Here is a 12765-nt window from a genome sequence, read left to right as displayed (position 1 = left end):
TGGTCGTCCGGGGTCCGGCGGTCAGCTGCAAGCGGGCGCGCCCCACTCTGGGTATCAGGGGGCACCAAGCGCCGCCGAACCGCTCGAACGACAAGGTCATCCCTTGATGAACTCGGTGATCTGCGAGGCGATTTTCCTCGGGGCCATGACGACGGCACCATGGTTGAGTCCGGGCAGGGAGCGGTGGTCGGCCTGCGGCAGGATCTCGGTGACGGCGAGGGCGGCGCGCCGGAACGCGGCCGGGCTCCTGCCACCGGTCAGTACTCGGGTGCGTACGGCCACCCCCTTCCACTCCTCGGCATCGAGCGGCTTGCCTTGCTGGGTATCGCCCATGACCGCGATGTCATAGGGCAGAGTGCCGGCCAGCTCGGTGAGATGCGCCCACGTCTTCGGCATGAGCTTCATGAAGAACACGGCGATGCCGGGCATGCCCTGCACTCGGGTCATGAAGTACGTGACCGCGTCACTGTGCCGACCTTCCGCAAGCAGCACGGTGATCTGCTGCGCGAGATCCTCGGGTGGCCCGTGGTCGCCTTCGGCGACCACGAACGGCGGCTCGTACACAGCCAGGCGGTGGAGGTTCACTCCGGCAGCGGCCGCGCGCAGGGCGAGGACCGCCCCTGAGGAGGAGCCGAACAGCGACGCCGAACCGCCGACGTGTTCGACCAGCGCCGCGATGTCCTCAATCTCGCGGTCGGGGGTGTAGGCGCGGGCGTCACCGCTGGCACCCCGTCCGCGCCGGTCGTAGTTGACGACGGTGAAGTGCTGGGCGAGGAGAGCCGCGAGCTTGGTCGTGTCGGAGCGGTCCGCCAGCGCCGAAGCGACCAGGATGACGGCCGGCCCGCGCCCCGACTGCTCGCATGCGATCTCGGTGCCGTCGGCGGAGACGACACGCGCCTCGACTCTGGCGGACCAGTCTCGGCCTGTTGGCATATTCATCTCTCCGGTTCACGCAGGGGCCGTACTACTGTGGTGTGCGTTGCTGCCGATAGGACCCCCGCGGGGCGGAGAACTCATCGGTGCGCACGGCCGATGGACGTCGAAGCCCTCACAGGTTGCGGGCGACCACCCGCCGCCCGCCGCCCTCGGCCGCCGCCTGGGCACCGGACGCCGGGCCCCGCGACCGCGCCGGGCCCCTCCCGGTACGGGCCGGGTGCGTGGACGACGCGGCGATACACCCGGGCCGGACACGCCCGGCCCGCCACGACCACCCACGAAGGGACCAGGACCCTGCAGAGCGATCTCACGACCTGTGGCACGCCCGTCGGCGAGCGCTACGGCGACAGGCTGTTCAGCGGCGCGGGGGACGGGGAGCTGGCGCGACTCACCGCCCTGGCGCAGGCGTTCGACCCCGCCACCCGGCACCGGTTGGACGCACTGGGGATCCGGCCCGGATGGCGCTGCCTGGACGTCGGTGCCGGGCCGGGCAGCATCACCGGCTGGCTCGCCGAGCGGACGGGCGACGGCGGCGAGGTCCTCGCCGTCGACCGGGACACCCGGTTCCTCGAACCGCTGAGGCAGCAGGGCATCGGTGTCCTCCGGGCGGATCTGCTGGACCCGGCGACCGACCCCGGCCTGTTCGACCTGATTCACGCCCGGTTCGTGGTGATGCACATCCGCGAACGCGGGCAGGTGCTGCGGCGGCTGGCGTCCTGGCTGCGGCCGGGCGGCCTGCTCGTCGTCGGCGACAACGCCGACCTGGGCACACCCGGATCGCCCCACGAGCGGTACCGCACCACCATGGGCGCGCTCTGGCTCGCCCTGGAGCAGGCCATCGGCACCGACATCGACCACGGCCGCCGCCTCCCCGCCGCCCTGGCGACCGCGGGCCTGGTCGACATCGGTGCGGCGGTGGACATCCCGCCCGTCGGGCCCGGCACCCCGATGTCGAGATTCTGGCGGCTCACCCTCGCCCAGGCACGCCCCCTGGTCGTGGCCACGGGTCTGGCGGACCACGCGGACGTCGACGCGGTGGAGGCGTACCTGGAGGCCCCGGACACCTGGGACCTGTCCCTCGGCCTGGTCACGGCATGGGGGCGGCGTCCCCGCGCCGAGTAGGGCGGGCGGCCGGGCTGCGGGGCTTGCCCGGGGTGCACTGCCGGCGCCGCCGGGCGGACCGCGGGAGGCCGGGCGCGAGGCGCCCGGCGGGGGCTTCCCGCCGGGCGCCTCGCGCGGGCCGGCCGGACTCCCGGCCCGTCAGGAGGCCCCGCAGAGCGCGATCGCCTGCACCTTGCCCTTGACCTGCTGCGCCACCCAGCCGTCACCCGAGCCGGACGGGGAACTGGTGCGCACGTAGTCGTAGATGTTCCCGCCGTTCGCGCGGTGGAAGGTGTTGGAGAAGTGGCCGCCTCCGACGACCCTGCTGCCGGACGGGCAGGTCGCCTTGACCGCCTGCGCGTCGCCGCTCGGGTCGCTCACCACCACACCCGGCGCCTCGTCCGCGGGCACGCACAGCGCCACCGCCTGCACCTTGCCCTTCATCTGCTGCGCCACCCAGGCGTCACCCGCACGTGAAGGGGAGTTCGCGAGCACGGCGTCGTACATCGTGCCGCCGTTGGCGTAGTGGAAGGTGTTGGAGAAGTGGCCGCCTCCGACGACCCTCCTGCCGGACGGGCAGGTCGCCCTGGCCGCCTGCGCGTCGCCGCTCGGGTCGCTCACCACCACACTCGGCGCCCGGTCCTCGGGCGCGCACAGGGCCACCGCCTGCACCTTCCCCTTGACCTGCTGCGCCAGCCAGCCGTCACCCGCACGCGAGGGGGAACTGCTGCGCACGTAGTCGTAGATCGTGCCGCCGTTGGCGTAGTGGAAGACGTTCGAGAAGAAGCCGCCTCCGGCCACCCTGGTACCGGAGGGGCAGGTCGCCTTGACCGCCTGCCCGTCCGCGCTCGGGTCGCTCACCGCCACGCTCGGCGCCTCGTCCGCCGGCACGCACAGGGCGACGGCCTGCGCCTTGCCCTTCAGCTGCTGCACGGTCCACCCGTCGCCCGCGCGCGTGGGCGCGTTCGCCCGCACCGCGTCGTAGATGTCGCCGCCGTTGGCGTAGTGGAAGGTGTTCGAGAAGTGGCCGCCTCCGGCCACCCTGGTACCGGAGGGGCACGTCGCCTTCGACGCCTGCCCGTCGGCACTCGACGGACCGACCACCACCTGCGGCGCGGTGGGTGCGGCGGCGGGCCGCGCTCCGGCGGGCGCCGCCCCGGTGAGCAGGAGCAGCGGCAGCACCGCGGCGGCGGCGCAGAGCCGGACCCGGGCAGTAGCCAGTGGGTTCATGTGGGGGAGGTTCCTTCCTCGGCCGCGACCCGCCCGGTGCGGATCGCCACCGCTGCCGACTCCCCGCCCCCACCCCCGACAAACACCCCAGGCAGCCGGACAACTCCTCTGGGTGACATTCGTCGTATCGCGAGAACCCCGGAAAGGATTCGCCCGTCTCGGCGCCGACCGCGGCGACGACACCGCGGCGGACGGGGCGGGTTCAGCCCGCGACCCCCCGCCGCACCGGGACGCCGCCCGGCCGTCGGTGCAGCACGCACTCCCCGCACATCCCGCCGCCGGGTGCGCGGTAGTACAGGCAGCAGCTACCGCGCCGGTAGGCGAGCGGGTCCCGGTCGAGGACCCCCTCCCCCGCCATCGGCTCCCGGTCGAGGAGCGCGCCGGCCAGGGCCACCGGGTCGCCCCCGGCGCCGGGAGCGTGTCCGCCGAGCACCCGGGCGGCACCGACCAGGGCCGAGGCCGCATTGCCGCGCAGGGTGAGCGGGGAGAGGGTGAACTCGCGGCGCAGGACCAGGGCGAAGGGCTCCAGGTTGCGCACCATGACGGTGTCGTGGAGCGCGTCCACCAGAGCCGCCGGGGACGGTGCGCCCACCGCGGTCCCGGGCGGCGGACAGGCCGAGGGCCGGGGCAGCCAGAGTTCGATCGGGCCGGTCGGGGGCGTCCGCCACAGCAGCCGGTCGGGGGCGAGGTCGGGCACCCGGCCGGTGAGCACGGCCGCCCCCAGGGCGACGGACCACAGCCGGGCGGCGGTGCCGATGTGCAGGGTGGAGGCGGCGACGCGCCGCTGGTCGGAGCCGAGTCGCCGGCCGACCTCCGCCACGTACCCCTCCAGCACCCGCCGGTCGCCGTAGAGGGCGGAGAGCGGCCGGAACCCGGCGGCGTCGGGCCGCTCGCCCGCAGCGATCTCGAAGTAGGGCCCGACCGCACCCACCCGCGCGAGCAGGTCCGGGGTCACCGCCCGGCCGCCCCGGCACGAGCGGTGCGGACCACCGCGCGGGGCCCGGTCCGCCGGGGTGCCGCGCCGCGCCGCGCATCGCCGTACCGGGGGTCGCCGCCTGGGAGGCACACGGTGCCACCGTCCTCTCTCGGGGAGCTCCGCCCCGGGGTGCCGAGGTGCGACGGCGCGAGTCTCCTGACTCGGGATCCACGCTCCCCCGGCCTTCAGGCCCCTCGCAGGGGCCGTGGCCGCCGCGGGGTCGCTCCCCCTTCACAGTGGCGGTACCGTGCCGGACTCCCACCGGCTTCCTGCGCGCCGTCGCCTGTCCGACGCAGCATCCCAGAAGCGGCGCCCGGCGCGCCAGCGGGCCTTCCGGGGGCGGTCCGGACGGTGGCACCCGCACGCGGAGCGGTTGCCACCTCCGGGAAATATACCCACAGGGGTATCCTGGGTCAGCGTGGAAGACGGAGGACGGGAGGAAACCCGGTGAAGGTAGAAGAAGAGGCGGCCCCCGCGGTCCTCAACCGCCTGCGCCGCGCCCAGGGCCAGCTCGCCGGTGTCATCGCCATGATCGAGTCGGGCCGGGACTGCAGGGAGGTCGTCACCCAGCTGGCCGCGGTCTCCCGCGCACTGGACCGCGCCGGGTTCAAGATCGTGGCCAGTGGGATGCGCCAGTGCCTGACCGACCCCGGCGAGGAGGCGCAGCCGCTGACGGAGCAGGAGCTGGAGAAGCTGTTCCTGGCCCTGGCCTGAGTCGCGCGGCGCCCGCTCCGGGGCCCCGGCCCGGCACCGGGCCACCGCCCCCGGCGCGGGCGCCGCGGGCGGTCGCACCCGGCCGGGTCCGGTTCAGTCCCCGGCGGTACGCCCCGGCCCGGCCTCGGCCGGGTCGGGAGCCGGTGCGGTGCGGGGGCCCGCGACCCTGCCGCCCTCCGGCCCGTCTCCCGGTGCCGCCTCCCGGCGGTCGGCCCCGGAATCGGACCCGGTGTCATCGTCGTCGCCGCCGGGGATGCCCGCCAGGTCGTCCACATGGAACATCCGCGCGATGGGCACATCGGTGCTGCTGTGGGCGACGATCGACGCCGCGATGCAGACGGCGATCAGCGTGTACGCCTGCTCGCCCTGCGGGATCCCCGCCTGCAGCACCAGCAGGCCGTAGACCACCGAGGCGAAGCCCTTGGGCCCGAACCAGGCCGCGACCAGCTTCTCCCGGCGTGTGAAGCGCGTCCCCACCAGGGACAGCAGCAGCGAGGCCGGGCGGATCAGCACGATGGCGAGGAAGACCGCCGCATACCCGCCGAGGGACAGGTCGCCGAAGAGCTGCGGGGTCAGCAGGGCACCGAAGACGAGCAGCGCGGCGAACTTGGCGAGCTCGGCCAGCGCCTCGCCGAGCGGCTCGAAGGCGGACTTGGCCTCCGGGGAGACGGCGGTGAGCACCGCACCGGCGGAGAAGGCCGCGAGGTAGGGGTTGGCATGGGTCAGGTGGCACAGGCCGTAGAGGATGACGCCGATCGCGAGCGGCAGCAGGGGCTGCAGCTTCGGCTCCGGACCCAGCAGACGGAAGCGCGCCAGGTAGTTGACGAACAGCGGCAGGACCACACCGAAGGCCAGTCCCAGCCCGAGCTCCAGGGCGATCTTGGCGGGCGAGGACTCGGCGCTGCCGGCCGTCGGGCCGGCGGCCGCGATCAGCAGCAGGACCACGGGGAGCGCCAGGCCGTCGTTGATGCCGCTCTCCACGTTGAGCAGTTGGCGGAGCTTGGCCGGGACCTCCTTGCGTCCGACGATCGCCGAGGCGAACACCGGATCGGTGGGCGCGAGGACGGCTCCCACGAGGAAGGAGGTCGTCCAGTCCAGCCCGACCAGGTAGTGCGCGATCACGGCCATGCCGACCAGCGCGAGCGGCATGCCGAGGCTCAGCGCCCTGGCCGGGTTGCGCCAGTTGCGGCGCAGCGCCGGGAGGGAGACGTGCATGCCGTCGGTGAAGAGGACGGCGAAGAGGGCGAGGTCCGCGGTGACGCCCACGATGCCGCTGTCGGGGGTGACATGGATCAGCCCGAGGAACCCGTCGCTGACGAGGGCGCCGCCGACGAGGAAGAGCAGCGAGGTGGAGAGCACCGTCCGGGCGGCCAGGCCCGAGAGCAGCACGGCGATGAGCAGCGCCGCTCCGAAGACAGCGACAAGGACCATGACCTGGACTTCCGTTCGGCGAGTGCGGCCGTCCGCCGGTCGTGGCCCGGTGCCGGCCGACCGGTCGCCACCCGTCGGCCACCGCGGTCCGGTCCGCGGGAACACGCCCCCGGACGACCGCTGTCGGCACCCTCCCGGCCGCGTCGCGGACGGCGGAGCCGCGGCCGGGCGGCACGACGGTAGCGCAGCGCGGGCCCCTGCGGGCTACCGGGGTCCCGCAGGGCGCGCGGCCGCTCCCGCGGGCCCCCGGGGCGCCCGCGGCGGTACGCCGTCAACTGCCGCGCCCCCGGCCCGGGTCCGGGTGCCGGGGCACCCGGACCCGGGGTACGGAGCGCGCGCCTCCTTGATGGGCAAGTGAGCACTTGCCTATCGTGGGGGTGTGGCCGACGACGTCTTCAGAGCCCTCGCCGACCCCACCCGCCGCACCATCCTCGACGAACTCGCCGAGAGATCCGGGCAGACACTCTTCGAGATCTGCGGGCGGTTGGGCACGAAGCACCGGCTCGGCCTCTCGCGCCAGGCGGTCTCCCAGCATCTGGCGGTGTTGGAGGCCGCGGGTCTGGTCGAGACCCGGCGGGAGGGCCGCTGCAAGTTCCATGTACTGAACACGGCCCCGCTGCGGCGGATCACCGAGCGGTGGCTCGGACCCGACACCGCGGGCCCCGAGGGGAGTTCCTCTTGAAGATCCATCTGACCAGCGTCTTCGTCGACGACCAGACCAGGGCGGAGCACTTCTACACCGAGATCCTCGGCTTCGTGAAGAAGCAGGACGTACCGGTGGGCGGGACGGACCGGTGGCTGACCGTCGTCTCCCCCGACGAGACCGGCGGGGCCGAGCTCCTTCTGGAGCCCGCCCGCCACCCGGCCGTGGGCCCCTACCGCGAGGCGCTGGTCCGGGACGGCATCCCGCTCGCCCAGTTCGCCGTCGAGGACGTGTACGCGGAGCACGCGCGGCTGAGCGGACTCGGCGTGCGCTTCACCCAGGACCCCCTGGAGGCGGGGCCGGTCACGACGGCCGTCTTCGACGACACCTGCGGCAACCTGATCCAGATCGCGACGGTCCCGCGGTAGCGGGCGCCGGCCCGCGCCCGTCCGGTTCCGGACGGGCGCGGGGGGCGCGGGCAGGCGGCGCGGGGCGGGCGCGGGCGAAGGCGGCGGGCGGGGGTCAGGCGAGGGCGACCAGTTCCCGGTACTCCTCGCCCCACAGGTCCTCGTCCGCCTCGGGCAGCACCAGGACGCGGTCGGGCCGCAGGGCGTCCAGGGCGCCCTCGTCGTGCGTCACCATCACGATCGCCCCCGGGTAGGCCCCCACCGCGGCCAGCACCTCGTCGCGGGAGGCGGGGTCGAGGTTGTTGGTCGGCTCGTCCAGCAGCAGCACATTGGCCCCGGAGTGCACCAGACCGGCCAGGGCCAGGCGGGTCTTCTCCCCGCCGGAGAGCACCCGGGCGGGCTTGTCGGCGTCGTCGCCGGAGAACAGGAAGGCGCCCAGCACCCGGCGGGCCTCACCGTCCGTCAGATGCGGTGCGGCCGCGGCCAGGTTCTCCCGGACGGTGCGGCCGGGATCCAGGGTGTCGTGCTCCTGGGCGAAGTAGCCGAGCCGCAGGCCGTGCCCGTGGACCACCCGCCCGGAGTCCGGGCGCTCGGCACCGGCGAGGACGCGCAGCAGGGTCGTCTTGCCCGCGCCGTTCAGGCCCAGGACGACCAGGCGGTTGCCGCGGTCGACGGCCAGGTCCACCCCGTCGAGGACCCGGTGGGCGCCGTAGGACTTGCCCAGGGCCACGGCCCCGAGCGGCATCCGGCCGCAGGGCGCGGGCTCGGGCAGCCGGATCCGGGCGGTCCGCTCGGTGCGCCGCACCGGCTCCAGCTCGGCCAGCATCCGGTCCGCGCGCCGGGCCATGCTCCTGGCCGTGACGGCCGTGGCGGAGCGGGCCTTCATCCGGTCGGCCTGGGCGTGGAGGGCGGAGGCCTTGCGCTCCGCGTTCGCCCGCTCCCGGCTGCGGCGCCGCTCGTCCGCGGCGCGCTGGGCGAGGTAGGCGCTCCAGCCCGTGTTGTGCAGGTCGACCGCCGCCCGGGTGGCGTCCAGGTGGAGGACCCGGTTGGCGACCACCTCCAGGAGCGCGGTGTCGTGGCTGATCAGGACCAGCCCGCCCTGGTGCGCCCGGAGGTGGTCGCGCAGCCAGGCGACCGAGTCGGCGTCCAGGTGGTTCGTCGGCTCGTCCAGCAGCAGCGTGCCACCGCCGCCGGCGAAGAGGATGCGCGCCAGTTCCACGCGGCGCCGCTGGCCTCCGGACAGGGATCCCACCGGCTCGTCCATCACCCGCTGGGGCAGTCCGGTCCCGGCGGCCACCCGGGCGGCCTCGGCCTCGGCCGCGTAGCCGCCGCCCGACTGGAAGGCGGCCTCGGCCCGCGCGTAGGCGTCCATCGCCCGCTCCAGGGCCCTCGGGCCCGCCGCGTCCGCCATGGCCTGCCCGGCCGTGCGCAGGGCGCGCCCCGCGGCGTCCAGGCCGCGGGCGGACAGAATGCGGTCCGTCACGGTCACGGACGGGTCGGCGGCCCGGGAGTCCTGGCCGAGGAAGCCGACCGGGCCGGTACGGGCGATGGTCCCGGCCGCGGGCCTGGTGATCCCCGCCAGGGCGGTGATCAGGGTGGTCTTGCCGGCGCCGTTGCGGCCGACCAGGCCGATGCGGTCGCCCGGGGAGACGGTGAAGGAGAGGTCGGACAGCAGCAGGCGCGCGCCGGCGCGCAGCTCGATGCCACGTGCGGTGATCATGGGGTGACGCTCCGAGTAGGCAGGAGGACGGACTTCTGGCGGGGAAGCGGGTCCTCGGCTAGGAGACTCGGGGCGTCGACATGCGGCCACGGTAGCCGGGCGGCACGGAACGGCGCACCCGCTTTTCGCCCGCACCGCGGTCCGCGACCACCGCCCGGGCGGCCGCCGCCCCGTCACCGGCCCGCTGCTCCGCGCCGCCCCGTCGGCCGTGCGCACCCGCCCCCGCTCCCCCGAAGGACACGCAAGCACGCGGCAATGCACGGGGTTTCGCCACCTCGCGCCGGAAGAATGCCCCTATGGGGCATCCTGAGTACTTCCTCCTGGTCATGGTGGCGGCCGCGCTCGCGCCCGTGCTCGCCTTCGCGGGCCTCCGCTGGTGCCGCATCCCGGTGATGATCTTCGAGATCGCCCTCGGGGTGCTCATCGGGCCGGACGTCCTCGGGTGGGTGGACTCCGACACGGTGCTGGACACCCTCTCGGAACTCGGGCTCGCCATGCTCATCTTCCTGGCCGGCTACGAGCTCGACTTCGGCGCCGTCGGGCGCGCCACCATGCACCGGGCCGTCTGGTCCTGGCTGATCGCCCTCGGCGTGGGCATCGGCCTGGCGGCCGCGCTCTCCGGCGGGGACGTCGACCGCGCCCTGATCGTGGGGACGGCGCTGACCAGCACCGCGCTCGGATCGGTGCTGCCGATCCTGCGCGACAGCGGGCGGCTGACGGGCCGCTTCGGCACGGTGATGCTCGCCTTCGGCGCCGTGGGGGAGTTCGGGCCGATCGTGGCCATGGCACTGCTGCTGAGCGGGCGCCAGCCGCTGACGTCCGCCGTGGTCCTCGCGGTCTTCGCCGTCATCACGGTGGTGGCCGTGTGGTGGGCCTCCCGGCCGCGGCCCTCCTGGTTCTCCGCGGTGGTGGAGGCGACCCTGCACACCAGCGGTCAGTTCGCGGTCCGCCTGGTGATGCTGCTGCTCGCGGCGATGCTCGGGCTCTCCGCCGCGCTCGGGCTCGACGTGCTGCTCGGCGCCTTCTCCGCGGGCATCCTCGTCCGGCTGATCCTCTCGGGGGCCGCGGCCGAGACGAGCCGCGAGGTGATGGGCAAGGTGGAGGCGATGGGCTTCGGCTTCCTGGTGCCGCTGTTCTTCATCGTGACGGGCGTCGAGTTCGACCTGGACGCCTTGCTGGAGGGCGGCACGGCACTGCTGTACGTCCCCGTGTACCTGCTGCTCTTCCTGGTGGTGCGCGGGCTCCCCGTGTACGCGCTCGCCCCGCGGGACCTGCCGCGGCACGACCGGACGGCCCTCACCTTCTTCGCCGCCACCTGCCTGCCGCTGGTGGTGGCGATCACCACCATCGGGCTGGACGAGGGGGCGATCGCCTCGGACCAGGCAGCGGCACTGGTCGGCGCCGCGATGCTCTCGGTCCTGATCTACCCGCTGGTCGCGCTGCGCGCCGGCCGGGCCCCTGCGGGGCCGGGCGGCGAGGGGGAGGTCCGGACGGGCCGCTGAGCGGACGCCGCCCCGGGGGCCCACCCCGACGGTCCACCCCCGCTGGCAACCGGGTGACCGGGCACGCAGGCTGGCAGCGGACCCGCCCCGGTCCCCCCGCCGCGTGCCGCAAGGGAGTGCGAGTTGACCGGTACCTCAGCGCCCGAGCCCGCCGGGAAGGCGGTGCTGCGCTCCAACGACGCGGTGCGGGAGCGCTTCCCCTTCGACGACACCCGCGACCTCCAGGACGCCCGGCGGGGGTTCCTCGGCACCGCGCGGGACGGCCGGATCACGGACTCCGGTGGCCGCACCGTATGGGACCTCGACGCCTACGGCTTCCTCGGCGAGGACTGCCCGCCGACCGCCAACCCGAGCCTGTGGCGCCAGAGCAGGCTGGTCTCCGACCACGGCCTGTTCGAGGTGGTCGAGGGCGTCTACCAGATCCGCGGCTTCGACCTGTCGAACATGACCGTGGTCGAGGGCGAGCGCGGCATCCTGGTGGTGGACCCGCTGATCTCGGCCGAGACGGCGGCCGCGGCACTGGCCCTGTACCGGGAGCACCGCGGCACCCGGCCCGTGACCGCGGTGCTGTACACCCACAGCCACGTCGACCACTTCGGCGGGGTGCGCGGGGTGGTGACCGAGGAGCAGGTCGCCGCGGGCGTCCCCGTCCTCGCCCCGGAGGGGTTCCTGGCGCACGCGGTCAGCGAGAACGTCCTCGCGGGCACCGCGATGGCCCGCCGCGCGGCCTACATGTACGGAGCGGCGCTGCCGAAGGGCCCGCGGGGGCAGATCGGCGCGGGCCTGGGGCAGACGACCTCGACGGGCGCGGTCGGGCTGATCCCGCCGACACTCGGCATCACCCGCACCGGCCAGAGCGAGACGGTCGACGGCATCCGGATGGTCTTCCAGCTCACCCCGGGCACCGAGGCACCGGCCGAACTCAACATCCACTTCCCCGGCCGCGCGGCCCTGTGCATGGCGGAGAACGCCACGCACAACCTCCACAACCTGCTGACACTGCGCGGGGCGGAGGTGCGCGACCCCCGGGTGTGGGCGCGCTACCTGACGGAGGCCGTCGAGCTGTTCGGCGAGTCCACCGAGGTGGCCTTCGCCTCCCACCACTGGCCCGTGTGGGGGCGCGAGCGGGCGGTCGCCTTCCTGCTGGAGCAGCGCGACCTGTACGCCTACCTGCACGACCAGACACTGCGGATGCTCAACCAGGGGATGACCGCCGCGGAGATCGCCGAGGAGCTGCGGATGCCCCCGGCGCTGGAGCGGGCCTGGCACACGCACGGGTACTACGGTTCGGTCAGCCACAACACCAAGGCCGTCTACCAGCGGTACCTGGGCTGGTTCGACGGCAACCCCGCGCATCTGTGGGAGCACCCGCCCGTCGAGGCGGCGAAGCGCTACGTGGCGTTCATGGGCGGCGCGGACGAGGTGCTGCGCCGGGCCCGCGGGTCCTTCGAGGACGGGGACCTGCGCTGGGTGGTGCAGGTCGTCGGCCATGTGCTCTTCGCCGACCCGGGCAACGCCGAGGCCCGGGAGCTCCAGGCGGACGCCCTGGAGCAGTTGGGCTACGGCAGCGAGAACGGCACCTGGCGCAACTTCTTCCTCACCGGGGCGCTGGAGCTGCGGCAGGGCACGGTCGGCTCGCCCACGGTGACCGCCTCCCCCGACCTGCTGCGGGCGCTCAGCCTCGACCAGCTCTTCGAGAGCCTGGCCGTCCGGCTGGACGGACCGCGCAGCTGGGACGCCGCGATCACGGTGCGCTGGGACGTCCGGGACGGGCCCCGCATCACCTGGCGGCTGCGCAACGGCGTGCTCACCCATGTCAGGGGCCCCGGCCCGGGCGCCGACGAGCCGGACGTGGCGGTCGGGCTCGCCGAGGCCGATCTGCGGGCGGTCCTGCTGGGGGCGCTCGCCCCCGGGGAGCTGGCCGCCGGGGGCAGGGCCCGGGTGACCGGCGACATCGGCCGGCTCGTCGAGCTCCTCGGGTACCTCGGCGATCCGGACCCGGACTTCGCGATCGTCACACCCTGATCGACCGACCGTGACCGGACCGGGGCCCGGGGCCGCCGGGCCGACGGCGACGGCAGCCGCCGTGCACGGCGGCTGCGCGC

Annotated in this window: 11 protein-coding genes and 1 riboswitch; of the genes, 6 read left to right on the top strand and 5 right to left on the bottom strand. The window is 74.6% G+C overall.

Features of this window, described 5'->3' with window-relative positions:
• Positions 1-96: 96 nt before the first annotated feature.
• A complete protein-coding gene (locus ACGF15_RS11890) occupies positions 97-933 on the bottom strand; it encodes an alpha/beta fold hydrolase (protein WP_392798305.1) in 837 nt (278 codons plus the stop codon).
• Positions 934-1368: 435 nt separating this feature from the next.
• Here ACGF15_RS11890 and ACGF15_RS11885 point away from each other — a divergent pair, with 435 nt between their 5' ends.
• Positions 1369-2058 (top strand): class I SAM-dependent methyltransferase, encoded by a 690-nt coding sequence (locus tag ACGF15_RS11885; RefSeq protein ID WP_392798153.1) that lies wholly within the window; start codon positions 1369-1371, stop codon positions 2056-2058.
• Between the two features lie 138 nt (positions 2059-2196).
• Here the strand turns inward: ACGF15_RS11885 and ACGF15_RS11880 are convergent, their stop codons facing one another.
• The gene (locus ACGF15_RS11880) at positions 2197-3267 is read right to left on the bottom strand and encodes a hypothetical protein (protein ID WP_392798150.1); all 1071 of its coding nucleotides are present in this window, start codon (positions 3265-3267) and stop codon (positions 2197-2199) included.
• 202 nt (positions 3268-3469) lie between these two features.
• Positions 3470-4222, bottom strand: coding sequence for a (2Fe-2S)-binding protein (locus ACGF15_RS11875; protein ID WP_345609653.1), 753 nt, complete (start codon positions 4220-4222; stop codon positions 3470-3472).
• Positions 4223-4393: 171 nt separating this feature from the next.
• A riboswitch (cobalamin riboswitch) is annotated at positions 4394-4514 on the bottom strand.
• Between the two features lie 176 nt (positions 4515-4690).
• Between ACGF15_RS11875 and ACGF15_RS11870 the strand changes: the two genes are divergently transcribed.
• Entirely contained in the window at positions 4691-4957 is a 267-nt protein-coding gene (locus ACGF15_RS11870; protein ID WP_345609655.1) for a metal-sensitive transcriptional regulator, read from the top strand.
• Positions 4958-5050: 93 nt separating this feature from the next.
• Here the strand turns inward: ACGF15_RS11870 and ACGF15_RS11865 are convergent, their stop codons facing one another.
• Entirely contained in the window at positions 5051-6388 is a 1338-nt protein-coding gene (locus tag ACGF15_RS11865; RefSeq protein ID WP_392798146.1) for a cation:proton antiporter, read from the bottom strand.
• 379 nt (positions 6389-6767) lie between these two features.
• Between ACGF15_RS11865 and ACGF15_RS11860 the strand changes: the two genes are divergently transcribed.
• Entirely contained in the window at positions 6768-7070 is a 303-nt protein-coding gene (locus tag ACGF15_RS11860; RefSeq protein ID WP_345609659.1) for a metalloregulator ArsR/SmtB family transcription factor, read from the top strand.
• Positions 7067-7459, top strand: a complete 393-nt coding sequence (locus ACGF15_RS11855; protein WP_256522067.1) for a VOC family protein — start codon at positions 7067-7069, stop codon at positions 7457-7459. The genes ACGF15_RS11860 and ACGF15_RS11855 overlap by 4 nt, the downstream gene beginning before the upstream one ends.
• A 94-nt stretch (positions 7460-7553) precedes the next feature.
• Here the strand turns inward: ACGF15_RS11855 and ACGF15_RS11850 are convergent, their stop codons facing one another.
• A complete protein-coding gene (locus ACGF15_RS11850; protein WP_392798142.1) occupies positions 7554-9158 on the bottom strand; it encodes an ABC-F family ATP-binding cassette domain-containing protein in 1605 nt (534 codons plus the stop codon).
• A gap of 296 nt (positions 9159-9454) precedes the next feature.
• On the opposite strand from ACGF15_RS11850, the gene ACGF15_RS11845 reads away from it, so the two are divergent.
• Both ACGF15_RS11845 and ACGF15_RS11840 read left to right on the top strand, forming a co-directional pair.
• Positions 9455-10660, top strand: a complete 1206-nt coding sequence (locus tag ACGF15_RS11845; RefSeq protein ID WP_345609665.1) for a cation:proton antiporter — start codon at positions 9455-9457, stop codon at positions 10658-10660.
• 123 nt (positions 10661-10783) lie between these two features.
• The gene (locus ACGF15_RS11840) at positions 10784-12685 is read left to right on the top strand and encodes an alkyl sulfatase dimerization domain-containing protein (RefSeq protein WP_362608728.1); all 1902 of its coding nucleotides are present in this window, start codon (positions 10784-10786) and stop codon (positions 12683-12685) included.
• The last annotated feature ends 80 nt before the right edge of the window (positions 12686-12765 follow it).

The sequence above is a fragment of the Streptomyces sp. NPDC048001 genome (assembly GCF_043203115.1).
Lineage (GTDB): Bacteria > Actinomycetota > Actinomycetes > Streptomycetales > Streptomycetaceae > Streptomyces > Streptomyces sanyensis.
This window is presented reverse-complemented; position numbering and strand designations above follow the sequence as displayed.

What these genes read in the sequence shown, in the direction of transcription:
- ACGF15_RS11890 (WP_392798305.1), bottom strand. Translation starts at nt 933, where the DNA reads ATGCCAACAGGCCGAGACTGGTCCGCCAGAGTCGAGGCGCGTGTCGTC.
- ACGF15_RS11880 (WP_392798150.1), bottom strand. Translation starts at nt 3,267, where the DNA reads ATGAACCCACTGGCTACTGCCCGGGTCCGGCTCTGCGCCGCCGCCGCG.
- ACGF15_RS11865 (WP_392798146.1), bottom strand. Translation starts at nt 6,388, where the DNA reads ATGGTCCTTGTCGCTGTCTTCGGAGCGGCGCTGCTCATCGCCGTGCTG.
- ACGF15_RS11850 (WP_392798142.1), bottom strand. Translation starts at nt 9,158, where the DNA reads ATGATCACCGCACGTGGCATCGAGCTGCGCGCCGGCGCGCGCCTGCTG.
- ACGF15_RS11845 (WP_345609665.1), top strand. Translation starts at nt 9,455, where the DNA reads ATGGGGCATCCTGAGTACTTCCTCCTGGTCATGGTGGCGGCCGCGCTC.